A 17,261-nucleotide genomic window follows, 5' to 3' on the forward strand; every position below is an offset into this window, starting at 1 on the left:
ATTCGATGCATTCTCGTGCTCACGGGGAGACACTTCTCTGCGAATCCCCTTTGTTTTTCACACTGAATTTTGGCATGCATACCTTGGTCCAGGTGTACAACGTCAGCGGTCTGCATCGCGATGCAGACAGTTTTCAATCTCTCGAATGGGAACCCGACGTCGGCAAAACCTCGAGCTGAACATTGCGGAATCGAACTTCGGTTTTCCCTCCGCTGTGAAGCTGAAACGCAATGACGCCTCGATGGGCTCCCTGGGGGTCTTCCATGTTCACACATTCCTTGCCGTTGATCAGCGTGCGAATGTGGTGGCCGTTGGCAATGACTTCGTAGGTGTTCCAGTCGCCGAGCTTCACGTGCTCTTCCCCGGACTCGCTCCACAGCAGGGCTCTGCCGTGTTCCTCGTACAGCTTGCCCCACCAACCCGCTCCGATATCCGCCTGGTACCCGCTGACTTCACCGTCATGAGCCTGGCTCCGGAATTGAATCCCGCTGTTGCCTTCATTGTTGGCCAATTTGACCTCCAATTTCAGGTGAAAGTCTTCCACGGACAGATCGCTGACGATCCATTCATTGCGTTTCAATCCCTCCGTGCGGCCGACCAATTCACCGTCTTCAACGGACCACAATCCTTCGGCGCCACTCCACCCCGTCAGGTCGCGACCGTTGAAAATCATCCCGGCGTTCTCGGGATTGGCGAGAATCGCGGTCTGTTGTTTCCCCTGCAAATAGGCGATCAGCGAACGCACTTCCAACGGATGGAATTGTTTCAATTGGTCGTCGGGCATCATTGACTTCTCACTCTCCCGACGAACCTCGACTTCCTCCTTCGGAATGACGATCAACGCATCCGAAGTTTGCAACGTGATGCTGTTGCGATCCTCCGCTTGGACCAAACCGTTCACCACTCTGCCGTCATCGGTGAGAATGATCGTCGGCATGTACTCTTTGGCCATCACCGCACTGGGGTCGACAATGTTGCTGAGCAAGTAATCGATGTTGGATCGGTTCGATCCAGTCAGATCAGGGCCCACTTTTTGACCGACGCCGTACAGCACGTGACACTTCATGCATGTCTTTGCAAAGATCGCTCGGCCGAGTTCCGGATCCGCTGGTGGATGTGCTTCGGACGCGACCAGCGTTTTCATCTCTGCGATCAGTTTCAATTTGTCTCCCGCGGACTCGCGGACTGTCCCCCAAACACTCTCCAGCAACGAATTGATTTCCTCGTTCTTCAAGAACTGCAACTGGCGAACAAGATCCGCTGTCAAATCGGAACTGGCGACCTGCTTGGCATCGATCGCCTTCAGCAACGCGATTCCCGATGACGCCCGTCCACAGAGAGTCCCCAGTGCCATGCGTCGCTCGCTGGGCGTGAAATCGGCGTACGCGTTCAACAACGCGGCGGCGACGGCAGGATCGCCATATTGGGCAAGTCCACGGATGGATGCCTCACGCAGCGGACCTTCGCTCGCCAGCAACGAAGACAGGGTTGGCACCAATCCTGGGTCGCCAGCGTCGAGCAATGAACGCAGGGCAACCAGTCGAGCCTTGGCTTCGCCAGCGTTGTCCTCGATTTGCGAACGCATCGCAGCAAAGGCAGCGGAATCACCAAAGGTCACACCAAGCGCCGTGACTTGGAGACGCACGGCGGCATCATCGCTCGAAAGCAGCCCCGCCGAGACCGTTGCCCATTGCGGGGGTGCAACAACCTGCCGACGGCCTACAAGTGCAGAACGAATTGCGTTTAAAAACGTGAGTTGCATCTCGGGTGACTTCGCCTTGCCAAGTCCTTCGACCAAGACGGCCAAGGACGAATCCGCTCCGCCACTTCCGATGCGACGCAACATGAACTCGCGCAGCAGTGGGATGTTGTTACCGGCCGACATCGCCAACGCGAGCGCTCGTCCAGTGTCTTCCTCCGCCAACGGCTCAGCGGCGTACCAGTACATCAACGGGAGATTGTGGTCATCGCGATCTTCTGCGTGCCCAGTGAGAGCGGTGAGCAGATCCCAACGCTGTTCCAGCGGCAGTTTTTGAGCAGCTGAGGCGAGATACAACCGAACGACTTGGGATTCGTCGGTGCGCGCAAGACTCACCAACCGAGCGAGCAGCTTCGAGTCTGCTTTTGTGTTCTCAAGTGCGAGCTGAATAGCCCAACCCCGAACATACGGACTGGCATCAGAAAGCATCGAGTGCAGGTTGCTCTGCGTGAAACTGCCCGTGACGTGCAACGCCCAAGCGGCTCGCAATCGACGGGTGTCGTGCTGGTTCTCGGCCAACACTTCATTCAAGTAGGCCACCGCCGAACCGTCGATCGAACGCGAGGTCGCCCGTTCCTGCAAATTGCGTCGTGAATGACGGACGTACCAATCGTTTTCATCCAGCACAAGCTGTGCGAGTTCAAGGTCGCTCATCGAGTCCAGCGCCGTGGGCGGAGTCGAAGTCTCTGACTTGCCATAGTTGATCTTGTAGATCCGCCCATTGGTTCGGTCGTGGATATCCGCTTCGCGTCGGTGGCAGGCTTGCATGTCGTACCAATCAATCATCCATGCGTTGCCATCGGGTCCATAACGGAAATTCAGAACCTGAGACGCTTGGTCGCCTGTCAGCAAGAAGTCCGGTCCGTGACTGCCCACAAAGCCGGAACCGTTCGGATGCAGCACATCCATGTTCAGACGCTGCCCGTGAATGTTGTTCATGAACAACTGGTTGTGATATTGCTGGGGCCACTTGCCGCCGAGATAGATCATCGCTCCGGCATGAGCATGGCCTCCACCGGCTGCATCCGATTTGCTGTTGCCACTGTGCGGCGTGGCCCCCAGGTAGTGCAAGTGATCGGCAATTGTGGGGATGTCACGGTAGGTGTATGGATTGAAGTGACGTCCACCCTGCCTTTGATAGCGGGCCCCTTGAATGATGTGATACAGGTGCGGAATCACACAGGCGGTGATGAATGCCTGCCCATGATCGTCGAAATCGACTCCCCACGGGTTGCTGGTTCCGTTTGCAAACACATCGAACTCGTGCCGCACCGGGTGGTAACGCCACACCGCGCAGTTCAGCGGTGTGCGTTCTGCAGCGGGTGTCCCTGGCTTGCCAACGTTTGAATGCGTGAACACGCCGTGGCAACCGTACAGCCAACCGTCCGGCCCCCACACAAACGTGTTGAGCGTCTCGTGTGTGTCCTGGTATCCAAAACCATCCAGCAAAATCTGCGGCGCTGAATCCGGCTTGTCGTCACCGTCGCGATCAGGAATGAACATCAAGTACGGAGCCGCTCCGACCCACACGCCACCGAAGCCAACCTCCAGCCCGCTCACAAGATTCAATCCTTCCATGAACACTTTGCGGCTGTCCAGCGAACCGTCGCCATCCGTGTCTTCAAAAATCAAGATGCGGTCACGGCCCTGGTCACCCTTTGCCCGAATCGGATACTCGTACGCTTCCGCGATCCAAACGCGGCCGCGATCATCAATGGCCATCGCGATGGGTTGCTGCACCTGAGGTTCAGCTGCCCCCACGGTGACGGAGAACCCTTTGGGTAACTTCATCGCATCAGCGGCTTGCTGGGCAGAAAGGCCAGCGTGTGGGTACTCATCTGCCGCCAGAGCAATCATCTGCGGCGTCACTTTCCCCGGCTTGGATGGGTGCAGGCGAAAATGGTCAAAATTCAGATGCCCCCAAGCTCCACGGTGCTCATCAACGATCCGAATCATGATTTCTTGACCGATGAGCGGACTCAAGTCGACGGTGATCCGCCGCATTGTTTCCTTCTTGGTCCCAAAGATTTGATAGAACGCTTTGCCGGTGTCTTTTCTGACCAGCTCAACACGAGTCTTTTCGCCATCACCTCCGTTGGTGAGAAAAGTGGCGTATCGATGAGCCACCACAAAAGGCGCGGACGTCAGCGAACCCGTTCTGTCGTCACCAAACTTTTCGAAGCCGCCAACCCAATATTCACCCTGATGGTTGCTCTTCATCCCCGCTCGACGACCAACCACCGTGTCCCCTTTGATCGGCTGACCTTCCCAGGCGTTTCCCTCTGCGGTCCAGTCGGCCAGCGTGCCGGTTTCAAAGTCGAGGTTCAACTCGCGTCCATCGATTGACTTCGGCTTGATTCCCACGGGAACCACGCCGATCGATTTCGTTTCCACCGCTTTTCCAGCCACAAAACTGCCATCGGATTGTTTGATCCGCAGGTAATCCAACGCGAACATGTATGCCTTCTTGGCCTTGGGATTCGCTCCCACCATTTGCACGTTCAACGCGTGTTGCTTTCCCTCCACCGCGATCTTGGGAAACGACAGAACTCCCGTCGTCACCACGTTGCCGCTGTACAGATCGATCGGCGGACCAAGTGGTTTGTCATCCAGCGTCAGCTGCACGATGCCATAGTCGCCAGCACATGTGAGCACGACATCGAGGTCGACAGTTCCGGTGAACTCTGGCAGCGGAAGCTTCAACGTGTCAGCCGGTTTGGCCCCCGTCCACCAAAGTTGCGTCTGGTTGCTCCACTGGTCCGCGCTGAAACCAGACATATCCTGAACCTTTGCCGATCCACCAGTCGTCTCGCCCAGCAGCGTCTCGCCCTCGATCGCGCCCAGCACCTGCCCCGTGTCGCTGTTGATCTTCGATTTCGGACCACGCAATGCCTCGGCACCTTCCACCCGCGGAAGCTTCGGGCCGGTGTAGACCTTTGGCTGCGCCGCCTTGAACTCCGCCTCACTGACCGACTTCGCCTGCTGAATCAAAACGTGAGCACCAAGCATTCCCCCGACAACGATGTCAGGACGTTGGTCTTGGTTGACGTCGACAATCGAGATCTGCCGACCGATGCCCGCCTCACCGTCAGCCTGGTACGGAATCCAATCCACACCGTCTGGTCCGCGTTTCAGTTTGAACCAATGAACCACCGCCCCGGCATCCCACTGAGGGCTTTGACGGTGATGCGACCAATAGGTCTTGCCGGTGACGATGTCTTTCAAACCGTCACCGTCCAGGTCGGCCAAGGCCACCGAATGCAATTCGCTGAACGCGATGCCGTATTTGTTCTCGGAGGGATGTTCCCCCATGATCAAGTGATGCTTGAAGGTGGGCTCGTTCTTGTCGCTGCCTGGGATTTGTTCGTACCAAGCCAACCCAAAATCATGCGCTCGATGACCTGTGATGACGTCGTTGTCGCCGTCGCCGTCGACATCGTAGGCGTACATTTCCGCGCCGCCATAGCCCTCGCTGAAGGAAACCGGATGATGAAACCAACGAGATGTCAGCTGGTGCGTCAACGGTTGTTCGAACCACCCCTGGGAATGGATCAAATCCTGCCGACCATCTCCGTTGACGTCTCCGATCCCTAACCCGTGACCAAATTTCTTGGGTGCCACCTGTTCCGAAATCGGATGAAACTCCCACGCCTCAAAGGGATGGTCCCAATCAATGGTCGCAAAACCAAAGAACCCGTCTCGGGTGCAGACCAGCTCCGGTTTCTCATCGCCCACGATGTCAATCCATTGCGGCGACTCATTGGAAACCCAATCAAACACCGGATGCTTCGCCCAGTGCTTGTCGAAACCATCCTTCCCAGGGTTTTCGTAGACGTAGGCGGGAGTCCCGGGGAATCCCACGACGAAGACATCGTTGAGTCCGTCGCCGTTGAAGTCATGCAGCCAACTGAAGAAGTTGTCCGCGTAGCGATCCATGTTCTGCGGAACTGGTTGATAGATTTCGTGCTTTGCGGTGAACGCAGGCCCTTCAAACCAATGCGGGCCATAGACCACGTCCAACTCGCCATCGCCGTTGATGTCAGCCGCATCGGCACCTTCGGAGAAATACGTGTTCGTCAATTGCTGTCGTTCAAACGAGTGAACGGTGTGCTCCTCGGCTTCGGCCAACACGGACACCATGATGCCGACCAACAAGAGAATTCGAGACGCAATCATTTTGAGAGACTCAGAAGGGAAGGTTGTCATGCACATCGACGTTGTGCTGACGGCGGGACGAAGCCCGTGCTGAATTCAACGACTCAATGAGCCGCATTCTGGATCCGCAATGGACTTCAAAAACGTTCGGGGACCACTTCGGCATCTCAAACATGTCACCGACATGGTTCCTTACGATCGCCATATGATCGCATAAAACCTACCGTGCTGCTGAACTGAAATCATTGAACCGTGGATGCCCCCAAAACTCCTTCCATCCAACAACAGAAACGCCGGTCCGGGCAGGCTTGTGGCAGCGGCGATTGCAGCACGCGTGAAATCTCACACTTTACCCGTGATCATGCGAGAAAGACTCCAATGCAGTGCATTGCCTGTTGATGAGCCCTCCTCGTTTGCTCCGCCATGACGCCGCAACTTCGTTATAGTAGGCCTTGTCACATTCAGAGTGACGTTGTTCGGGGGGAAACTTCGGAGCATCCACAGGGCCCCTTCGACTGCTCAACGCGGCCATGCAAATGCAACCCACGCATCCGTCCCCGACACAATCGCGACGCAACTTCCTCGCCAACGCGGGTGGCGGAATGGGAATGCTCGCCTACGCCTCGCTTGCACAAGCCAATGCGGGTGCGGATGTACATCCACCGCATTTCCCGCCGCGTGCCAAGCGAGTGATCTGGCTTTTCATGCACGGCGGCCCCAGTCACGTGGATCTGTTGGACCCCAAACCCGTGCTGACCAAGTACAGTGGCCAGACGTTGCCGGAAAGTTTTGGCAACGTGATGACGCGTCGCAACGTCAAGAAGAATCCTCTGCTGGCTCCCATTCGAAGCTTTCGTCCGCGAGGCCAGTCGGGATTGGAAATCAGCGATTTCCTTCCGAACATCGCAGAACACGCCGACGACCTCTGTGTGATTCGTTCCATGCATGGCGACAGCGTGAACCATCCGCAGTCCGTCTATCAAATGAACACGGGCAGCACCCTGATGGGCAGTCCCAGCGTGGGCAGTTGGGTTGCCTATGGATTGGGTTCAGAAAACCAGAACATGCCCGCCTTTGTCGTGTTGCCCGATCCTGGCGGAGGCCTGAAGGGTGGACCACCGGCATGGGGAAACGGCTATCTGCCCGCCTCCTATCAGGGTGTCACCATGCGCCCTGGAGCTTCGCCGATCCTTGATTTGCAACCACAACCGGGTGTCTCTGCACAACAGCAACAGCATGACCTTTCGCTGATTCATCAGCTGAACCGAAGGCACCTGGAACAACGGGATTCGGACGATCGCCTGACCGCACGCGTGAAAGCCTATGAGTTGGCGTTTCGGATGCAATCCGAAGCACCGGAGCTGGTCGACATTCAAAAAGAGACCCTGCAAACCAAACAGATGTACGGCATCGACCAAACAGAAACACGTGAATTTGGCGAGCGATGCTTGCTGGCCCGCCGGATGCTCGAAAGCGGCGTGCGGTTTGTCCAGTTGTATTCCGGCGACACCAATGGCTGGGACGCCCATGCGAACGTCGAAAAGAATCACACCGAGTATTGTCGGCGCACCGACAAACCGGTCGCCGGTCTTCTGCAAGATCTCAAGCAACGGGGGTTGCTGGATGACACGTTGGTGATCTGGGGCGGCGAATTCGGGCGGATGCCCATGAGCGAACAGGGTCTGGGTCGCGATCACAACCCTTGGGGCTACAGCGTCTGGCTCGCAGGTGCCGGCATTCGCGGCGGCCGGGCGTTCGGGGCAACGGACGAAATCGGACTGCGAGCGGTCACGGACAAAGTCTCTGTCAATGATTTTCACGCGACCCTGCTGCAACTGCTGGGAATGAATCACTACGACCTGACGTACTTCCACAATGGGCTGGACAAACGTTTGACCGGTCCCGATGAAGCGGAAGCCGTCGAAGGGATCCTGCTTTGATGCGTGCACAACAACGAACGTCGTGGCCGATTTCAAACGCAGCTTGCCTGCCTCTGTTGACGATTCTGTGCCCCTTTGTGATCGGCACGTTGATCACCATGCGTTGCACCACCGCCGACGAAGATGCCGCTGACTACGTCGAGCTGCCAATCGACGACTACGATCGCGATCACTGGGCGTTTCTACCACTCGAAACCGTGGAGGTGCCGCAGCCTCCCAACACGGGATGGCGTCGCAATCCAATCGACGACTTCATCCAATTCGAACTGAGCCAACGCGGCCTGCAACCACAACCTCCCGCTTCACGTCAAACGCTGATTCGGCGATTGAGCTTTGACCTGACCGGGTTGCCGCCGACACCATCGCAAATCGCTGCATTTGAATCCGACGCCAGTGAAGACGCCTACGAACGGCTTGTCGATCGCTTGCTCGACTCGCCGCGATACGGCGAACGTTGGGCACAGCACTGGCTCGACTTGGCTCGGTTTGCAGAGACGGACGGGTTCGAGCATGACAAGCTCCGACCGGATGCTTGGAAGTATCGCGATTGGGTCATCGCGGCTCTCAACGAAGACCTGCCTTATGACGAGTTCATTCGACGCCAGATCGCTGGCGATGAAATGCATCCGAATGACAAGTCCGCTTTGACGGCGACGCGGTTTTGCCTGTCGGGACCTGACATGCCGGACATCAATCTGACCGACGAGCGTCGACACACGGTCTTGAACGAATTGACATCGACCATCGGCGAAGTCTTCCTCGGCTTGCAAGTCGGCTGTGCCCAGTGTCATGACCACAAGTACGACCCGATCAGCCAAGCGGACTTCTATCGCTTGCGAGCCATCTTTGAACCATCGGTTCCACTTCAAAAGAACCACTCACTCTCCACTCTGAAAGAATCGTTCCCATCGGAGCGTCCAAGCCATCTGATGCTGCGTGGGGACTTCCGCAGTCCTGGGCCCGAACTGAAACCCGGTGTCATTCGGGTCGTTTCGTCGACGACCAATGCCTTCTCCCCAAGGCAATCCGAAAGATCAGCCGGACTTCGAACGGCCCTGGCTGATTGGTTGGTCGCGGCCGAGAATCCAATGACAGCGAGAGTCATGGTCAACCGCGTTTGGCAACATCATTTTGGTGCTGGACTATCCAGTACGCCCAGCGATTTCGGTGTGATGGGATCCGAGCCCAGCCATCCCGAGTTGCTGGATTGGCTTGCGTTGTCATTCGTCCAGACGGGCTGGAGCCTGAAGTCGCTGCATCGGATGATCGTCACGTCGGCCACCTATCGTCAACGAAGCCGACTCGCGGACGACGCGACCGAATCCGAAACGCTTGCCTGGGGCGAAGCACAAAAGGCAGACCCGCAGGCTCAGTTGCTGTCCCGCTACCCACGTTGGCGACTCGAGGGCGAAGCGATTCGGGATGCGATGCTGGTGGCGTCGGGGCAAATCAACTGGAAGTCCGGTGGCCCGGGTGTCCGTCCGCCGCTGCCCCAAGAACTGGTCGGTACCTTGCTCAAGAACCAATGGGACGTCACGCAGGATCGGTCCGAGCACAATCGACGCAGCATCTACGTCTTCGCTCGCCGAAACCTGCGATACCCGATCTTTGAAGTTTTCGATCGCCCCAGTGCGAACACCAGCTGTTCCCGTCGGGACATTTCAACCACGGCCCCTCAGTCGCTGCATCTACTCAACTCCGAGTTCTCCCTGAACCTGGCACGATCAATGGCCTCGTCGATCGCGAACGAGCATCCCACCGAAGCACGACGCATCCAGGCCACATTCCAACGCGTGCTCGGACGATCACCGACCCCAGAAGAACAACTCGAAGTCCAGGACTTCCTGAGTGCCAGCACCTCGGCCGAGGCAGAGAAGCAAACTCACCTATGCTTGGCGTTGTTCAACTGCAACGAGTTCATCACCGTCGATTGATCGGTTTCCTTCTCGGACGCGTCGCCAAGCAACCGTCGCCTCGGTTTCTTTGGCTCCCACACTCGCCTGCTTACCTGCATCCACGGCCAACTCGAAGAGTCGCGGTGGCTGCCCCGTTTGGCTCAATCGCTCGGTGCGTCCGTCGCTTTCATCGAGTCGATGTCATCAAATACCTGGTCGAGTTCCGGTTTGAAAAGATCGCCAATGAGCAGGTCGGTCACGCTGCCTTCGTGCTGGGGAAAACGGCGAATGAACTCTCCAAAGCTGAACCCGTCGTAGTACTCACAGACCAATCGGCGCATCCGATTCATTCCCTCGACAAACCCCGCCTCCCACTTTCCGATCTGTGCTCGAGAGGTATCGCCATTTCGCAATCCCTCAACGATCGCATCGGCAGCCTGCTCTCCCGACTTCAACGCCAACATCACACCCGATGAATAAAGCGGATCGAGAAATCCAAACGCATCGCCGACCAGCACCCAACCGTCGCCCGCAGCTTGACTTGCCCGGTAGGTGTAATCTTTCGTTGCTTTCACAGGGGCAACCTGCTCTGCCTTGGAAATCCGCTCTTTGACTGTGAGGCATTTTTCCAGTTCCTCGGCATAGGTCGCTTCGTTTCCCGCACGCCCTTTGAACAGGTAGTCAAAGTCCGCCACCACACCGACGCTGACCAAGTCATCGTCCATCGGGATGTACCAAAACCACCCCTGCTTGTCTCGCAGGCTTAGAACAACAGTGGCTCCCTCGTCTTTACCTTGATCTCGATAGGCGCCTTTGAAGTACGTCCAAATTGCTCCCTTGTTCAGTTCGGCGTCGGGGACCCGAAGTTTAAACTTGTTGATGAGCATGGAACTTTGCCCGCTGGCATCCACAACCACATCGGCGCGAACTTCTGTTTGCTTCCCCGTCTCATCCACCACCCGAACGCCAACCGCCCGGTCGCCCTCGAAAAGCACATCCAGCACCCGCATCCCTTCGTAAACGCTGACACCTTGGTCTGCCGCATTCTTCAGCATCATCATGTCAAATTCGCTCCGGCGAATCTGCCAAGTCTGCGAGCATTCGTGCGGCTTGTTGTCGTGGAAGTAAAAGGGAGCGGAATGTTTGCCCGAAGGACTCACGAATTGAACGCTGTACTTCTTGATGAATTGACTCGACTTCATCTTGTCGAGCATCCCCAATCGCTCCAGCACCCAATAGGTTTCAGGAATCAGTGACTCACCAATGTGATAGCGAGGGAAGCGTTCACGCTCGAACAATTCAACTCGATAACCTTGCTGGGCAATCAAGGTGGAAACGGTCGCTCCGGCGGGACCGCCGCCAATCACGACCACCTGAGCAGATTGTTGACCTGACATACGGAAACACTTTCTTGGATGGACGATTGACGAACGCTACCCTGTCACTCATCAATGAATGACAGGTTGGCGGCATCTTCATGTGGCTGCCGGGCTTGCCGGAGCAAGTCCGCCAATTGCCGCAGAACTTTCTTGTTCAGGTGTCCCAACTGCCGTCGATGACTTTCCTGGACCGCCTCGTGGATCTCGTCAAGCAATTGCATCCCTTCCTTCGTGATGCGGACTTCGACGACACGACGGTTTTCAGGTTTCCTCTCCCGCAACAACCATCCACGCCGTTCCAGACGATCCAGGAGGCGGGTCATGTCAGGGGCTCGAGAAATCAATCGCCCCCCCAGCACCAAGGTCGGCATCGTCTTCGGGTGAACCGATTGCAACAGGCGCAGAGCGTTGTATTGCTGGGCGGACAAGCCGACCTGTCCGAAGACCTCATCTTCCATCGCTTTCAGCCGGTCATAAGTCCGCCAGAGATTCAAAAAGACCTCTTGCTCCAACGAGTCAAACGATTGCTTCGCCGGAGAGGCAGCATGGGACGATGATTTAGCCATGTTGCGACATTACTTGTTGAGACAACTGTCGTCAAGACATTGTTTAAGAACGGCAACCACCGCATGACCGAGCGACCGCGATCAGATCGCAAGACGGGCTTCAATTTCCCAAGCGTCGCCGCAACGCCCGAAGAGCGACCTCCGCCAATCGATCGCGAATCGACTTCCAGCAACCTTCAAACGACGGACCGATGGACGCGTCTTTGCCGGGCAAGCCCTTTGGACGCACCGCCGGTGCGGCGTGAAAAAATGGTGTTCGGCAGAACAGCCCCTTCGTGATCTTCGTGGTTCCCCAAAACCAAGCCCGATCACCGCCACCATTCAGCGCACGCACGAAGCGACAACAGAGTAGAACACTTGTCCCCCAATGTTTGCGGACCAGGGTGATACCGTCGAGCAACGTGACGCGAACGCGTGACAGTGAGCCTCGGAAAGCAACAAGCCCTCAGCAGTTCCAGATTCCTCGACCAAACCGTCGGTGGACAACCAGCTTCCTTCGCTCATCAAGAAGCATCCTCGACCAACAGAGCTGACAGCACCTGTGCGTAAACCCGATGTCCAAAATCGTTGGGATGATTGACTCCGTTGCCTGTCAGGTCGTGATCCTTCTTTCTCAGCAAAAACTCCTGCCATACCGAAGTCATATCGGCGAGCGCAATCCCAGGTTCACAGAGTGCTGCCAGTTGATCACGGTACTTCGGAAACACGTCGTGGTTCAGCGTTGTCCAGTCCCGGTTCCCGAGCATGGTCGCAACGAGGATGAATTCGACATCGGGCAGCGTCTCGCGTGCGGTGGAAATCATCTGGGCAATACTCTTTCCGTAATCCTCCGGTGAACGACTGGCTGAATCGTTCATCCCAAATGCCAGCAAAATCAGATCGGGCTTTGATTCCACAACCTTCGGGATCTGCAAGACTCCCCATGGCGTCGACGTCCCACCAACGGACAGATTGGTGAGTTCAATGGTTGTCTTGTAATGCGACTCGAGATGCTGCTTCAACAAGTCTTGATAGGCGGGCTGGAAAGGTGCCGCGCCGCCCCAGGCGGATGCATTGCATCCCGTTGAGATGCTGTCTCCGAGCAGGACAATCGAAACCGGCTGCCCTTTCTGTAGCTGACGAATCGTGAGAGGCAGGGCCGACGGATCGAAGGCTGGCATCGCGACCGGCCAATCGTCTGCTGCTTTGGAGTAAGTGACCCACGACTGCATGCTGTGGTACTCCAACTTGCCGCCAAACAGTATCTCACCGTTGCCGTCGCGATGAGTGAGTTTGTGTTTCTGAGAATCATCCGGTCGCCGCAGGTCCGCGGCGGACTTCGTTCCGATTCGCGATGTGGAGGGAACGGAGATTTCGCGTGAACCGCTGACGTGATGAAAGTCAACTTCCGGTTCGTACGTGATGGCTCCCGTTGAATCCTGGATCGAGATGATCTTCTGAATTGGAAACAGCAGCGACGCCCGTGCTTCCCCGGTTGCCGGATCGCGAATGAACAGCACCGATTCACGTTCAATCACATCCGCCTTCCAAAAAGGCTGCAGTTGTTCAGACGAGTATTCCCAGCGAGCGGGTTCCGTTGCCAGCGATGACGCCGATGATCCGATCATCCCACCGGCGACCGTGAGCGCGGCCAACACTGCCAGCATGAGACGCAGGCCACGATCCTGTCCACGCCGAGTCTGTCCCAGACAGAAACGCGGGTGGCTGTCCTCTAGAATCATCCTGTCTCTCGCCATCGTTTCAACCTTTTTGGCAACGGCCTGTCATTTGACACCCTTCCCAAATGCATTCGAGCGAAGCATTTTGAGGAACGGTCCGGAAATCACTGCGAAGTGCATGCATTTTAGCAGGAGCAAAGACGACCAGGCGAAGGCCTGCTCATGATTGGCTGGGCTGCCCTGAGTTCACGCCCCGACAACTTCCCCCCGAGACAATCTCACCCCGAACTCAAATTCGGGCCCAGCCTCCTCGAACCAGGCAAAGCGTGCGGCGGCAAGATATGCTGTGCCTTCGATCTCAAGGAACGCTCGCGTTTGGACGCGAACCCCACCTGTTCCTGCGCCCGCCTAAGCAGGTAAGCAGGAATGATCAAGCACAACCAGGTGAGCCGTTTGGGCGTTCGCCCCGGTTGTGCGTGAAAACCGTGGCGAACGCCAACGGCTCACATACCCGATGACACATGCGTACCCGCCTAGCTCCCTCCCCACCTCATTGCCCCACGATGAAATACAGTCTTGCCTGGGTCATGGTTTGCCTTGCCCTGACCTCCCCGCTCAACCTGTGGGCGGACGACTTTCCGAAACCGTTGAACACCGAGAAGTCGGAAACCAACCAAACCTCTCCAGAGGACGCTCTCAAAGGGATCAGCGTCCCCGATGGTTTTCAGGTGACTCTGTTCGCGTCCGAGCCTGAGATCAATCAGCCGATCGCCTTGGCAACCGATGATCGCGGTCGACTGTGGGTCGCCGAAAACTACACCTACTCGGATCGGGCCACTAATTTCGACGATTCCATGCGCGACCGCATTGTGATTCTGGAAGATGTCGACGGTGACGGCAGTTTCGATCAACGGACGGTGTTTTGGGATCAAGGCAGACGACTGACCAGCGTTGAAATCGGGTATGGCGGTGTCTGGGTTCTGGACGCGCCCAACCTGCTGTTCATTCCCGATGCTGACCAAGACGACGTGCCCGACGGGGAACCAATCGTCATGCTCGATGGCTGGGACGACGACGCCGCTCGGCACACGATTGTCAACGGACTGCGTTGGGGACCGGACGGTTGGCTGTACGGTCGCAACGGCATCATGGCCATTTCGAACGTCGGGATCCCCGGCGCGACGCCCGACCAAAGGGTGCCAATGGACTGCGGGATCTGGCGGTTCCATCCGACACGTCATCAATTCGAAGTGGTTGCCATGGGCACGACCAATCCGTGGGGCATGGATTGGGACGAACACGGGCAGATGTTCTTTATCAACACGGTCATCGGACATCTCTGGCACGTGGTTCCGGGAGCTCGATTCCGCCGCATGTACGGGGAACACTTCAACCCGCACACCTACGGCGTGATCGAACAGACGGCGGATCACTTCCATTGGGACACCAACGAACTGTGGCATGACATCCGCAAAGATGGCGTCACGGTCATGACCCAAACCACCGACCAGGCAGGAGGCGGGCACGCCCATTGCGGAATGACCATCCTGCAAGGCCAGCCGTTCCCGCAAACGCTGCAGGGTTCCGTGCTGGCTCTGAATTTCCACGGTCGCCGAATCAATCGAGACACGCTGCATCGTCATGGCGCGACGTACACGGCGCGGCATGCACCGGACTTTTTGAAAGTCGCGGATCCGTGGTTCCGAGGTGTTGAGATTCTGACGGGGAAGGCCGGCGAGTTATTCATCGCCGACTGGTCCGACGTTGGCGAATGCCACGAAAACGACGGGATTCACCGGACTTCCGGACGCATCTATCGCCTCGCTTTGGAAGAGAATCCCCCAGCCGCCCGCCCAGCGATTGGTCCCGCAAGTGAACTCAGCACCCAACAGTTGGCCGAGCACGTGGCCTCCCCGTGGGAATGGCTGTCGCGAAAGTGTCTGCTGGAACTGGGCGAACGTGCGGCGCGGTCCGCGATCGATCCAGAGATTCACCAGCACCTGCTCGCAAAATTTCACTCGGACGAATCGGAGACGCAGCGGCTGCGGCGACTGTGGGCACTGCACATCACCGGCGGTGCGAGTGACGACTTCCTTGCCCGCTGCCTGGATGACCCGAGCGAACACGTGCGTTGCTGGGCGATTCAGTTCCTCACCGAAGACGCCCCACCCTCACCAACCGTCCTCGCCAAGTTTCAGTCCATGGCGCAAAGCGATGACTCCGGCTTGGTGCTGACATGGTTGGCATCCGCGCTGCAGCGTCTGCGAGTCGAGGACCGCTGGCCGGTGGCTTTGGCGTTGGGCAGCCACAAAAAATATGCCGATGACCGCGTGTTGCCGCTGATGGTCTGGTACGGAGTCGAACCCGCTGTCCTGGCCAACCCCGAACAAGCGATTGAGATGGTGGTGTCGTGCCAACTGCCGATCGTTCGCGAGTACATCACCCGGCGGGTGACGCTGGAAATGGAACGACAACCGGAAGTCATCGAGCAGCTCCTGAAACGAACGGCAGCCCCCACGACCGACTCATTGGTCATCGTGGATGTCCTGCGTGGAATGGCGGAAGCACTGCGAGGTTGGCGCAAGGCAACGCCGGTGGCAGGCTGGGATTCATTCTCGGCTGACAACGCCGACAGCGACAATCCAGAAGTTCAGAGACTGACTCGTGAGCTGTCCCTGGTCTTTGGCGACGGCCGTGCTCTTGATGAACTTCGCAAGATCGCACTCGACAGTGGATCAGCCTTGTCGGAACGCCGCGCTGCGATCCGTGCCCTGGTGCTCGCACGCGACGCGGAAGTCGTGCCGTTGCTCCAGAGCCTGCTGAGGGATCGCGACCTGTCACGCGACGCGATCAATGGGCTGGCGGCGTTCGGCCACGAAGAAACACCCCAGCTGTTGGTTTCCAACTTCAGCGGATTCACCTTGCCCGCCCAACGAGCGGCGATCGCCACGCTGGTTTCGCGTCCGCCGTTTGCCAGCGTCTTGCTGGACGCGGTCTCAGCCGGAAGCATCGATCGATCCCTCGTTTCCGCGTTCCAGCTTCGGCAGATGCAAAACTCGGGCGACGCCGGACTGAGTCAGCGAGTGGCCGACCTGTGGCCCGAACTGGCCGCACAATCACAGAAGAAGACAACTCGCATCGCAGCACTCCGAGCCATGCTGACGCCGGAAACGCTCGCCAAAGCCGACACGTCCGCCGGCCGACTGCTGTTCAATCAGTCCTGTGCGAATTGCCACACGTTGTTTGGCGAAGGAGCCAAAATCGCTCCCGATTTGACCGGGGCACAACGCAGCAATCTGAACTATCTGCTCGAGAACATTGTCGATCCCAGCGCCACGGTCTCTGAGAACTTCAAGTTGTCAGTCGTGCTGTTGGATGACGGCCGAGTGCTCAACGGTGTCTTCATCGGACGCACCGAGAAAACTCTGACGCTGCAGACAGCACTGGATCAAATCGTGATCCAGCGAGAGGAAGTGGAAGAGATGCACGAGTCACCGGTGTCCATGATGCCCGACGAACTTCTCAGCTCACTCAGCGATCAACAGATTCAGAACATGATCGCCTATTTGATGTCACCCGCCCAAGTGCCTTTGTCCCCAAGGCGAACTTCAGCTGAGTAGAACATTTGTCTCCAAATGTTTGCGTGACAGGGTGGAGTCGTCGAGCGGCTTGACGCAGACGGTTGGCAAAGTGATTGGCGATGCGACAAGGCTTGGTAAAGAGAATGGCTCGACGGAACAGTTGAGACAACTGTTCTACTCTGGCGTGGCGTGCCACCGGCGCATCCTTCGACTTCCGCGAGTTGCCATCATCAGGCAGCCCCCTGCGGCACGCACCGAGCCTCATTGGGGCTTCCGCTGGGCTGTTCAATCTTTGGTGTTGACACAGCGTTTTCGTGGACAGTTTCTT

The 17,261-nt window shown here is 57.3% G+C and carries 7 protein-coding genes; 3 read left to right on the forward strand and 4 right to left on the reverse strand.

Annotation, left to right across the window (positions count from 1 at the left end; genetic code table 11):
• Positions 1-133: 133 nt before the first annotated feature.
• Positions 134-5,935 (reverse strand): PVC-type heme-binding CxxCH protein, encoded by a 5,802-nt coding sequence (locus PSR62_RS23050; RefSeq protein ID WP_274405314.1) that lies wholly within the window; start codon positions 5,933-5,935, stop codon positions 134-136.
• 509 nt (positions 5,936-6,444) lie between these two features.
• On the opposite strand from PSR62_RS23050, the gene PSR62_RS23055 reads away from it, so the two are divergent.
• Both PSR62_RS23055 and PSR62_RS23060 read left to right on the forward strand, forming a co-directional pair.
• Positions 6,445-7,854 (forward strand): DUF1501 domain-containing protein, encoded by a 1,410-nt coding sequence (locus tag PSR62_RS23055; RefSeq protein ID WP_274405315.1) that lies wholly within the window; start codon positions 6,445-6,447, stop codon positions 7,852-7,854.
• Entirely contained in the window at positions 7,854-9,788 is a 1,935-nt protein-coding gene (locus PSR62_RS23060) for a DUF1549 and DUF1553 domain-containing protein (protein WP_274405316.1), read from the forward strand. Before PSR62_RS23055 ends, PSR62_RS23060 begins: the two co-directional genes overlap by 1 nt.
• Before the next feature lie 122 nt (positions 9,789-9,910).
• Here the strand turns inward: PSR62_RS23060 and PSR62_RS23065 are convergent, their stop codons facing one another.
• From PSR62_RS23065 to PSR62_RS23075, 3 genes are all read right to left on the reverse strand, one after another.
• On the reverse strand, positions 9,911-11,146 hold the full coding sequence (locus PSR62_RS23065; protein WP_274405317.1) for an NAD(P)/FAD-dependent oxidoreductase: 1,236 nt from the start codon (positions 11,144-11,146) through the stop codon (positions 9,911-9,913).
• 44 nt (positions 11,147-11,190) lie between these two features.
• The gene (locus PSR62_RS23070) at positions 11,191-11,694 is read right to left on the reverse strand and encodes a MarR family winged helix-turn-helix transcriptional regulator (protein WP_274405318.1); all 504 of its coding nucleotides are present in this window, start codon (positions 11,692-11,694) and stop codon (positions 11,191-11,193) included.
• Between the two features lie 503 nt (positions 11,695-12,197).
• On the reverse strand, positions 12,198-13,340 hold the full coding sequence (locus PSR62_RS23075; protein WP_274405319.1) for an SGNH/GDSL hydrolase family protein: 1,143 nt from the start codon (positions 13,338-13,340) through the stop codon (positions 12,198-12,200).
• 575 nt (positions 13,341-13,915) lie between these two features.
• Between PSR62_RS23075 and PSR62_RS23080 the strand changes: the two genes are divergently transcribed.
• The gene (locus PSR62_RS23080; protein ID WP_274405320.1) at positions 13,916-16,972 is read left to right on the forward strand and encodes a PVC-type heme-binding CxxCH protein; all 3,057 of its coding nucleotides are present in this window, start codon (positions 13,916-13,918) and stop codon (positions 16,970-16,972) included.
• The last annotated feature ends 289 nt before the right edge of the window (positions 16,973-17,261 follow it).

Origin of the sequence: Rhodopirellula sp. P2 (genome assembly GCF_028768465.1) — a bacterium.
Taxonomy (GTDB): domain Bacteria; phylum Planctomycetota; class Planctomycetia; order Pirellulales; family Pirellulaceae; genus Rhodopirellula.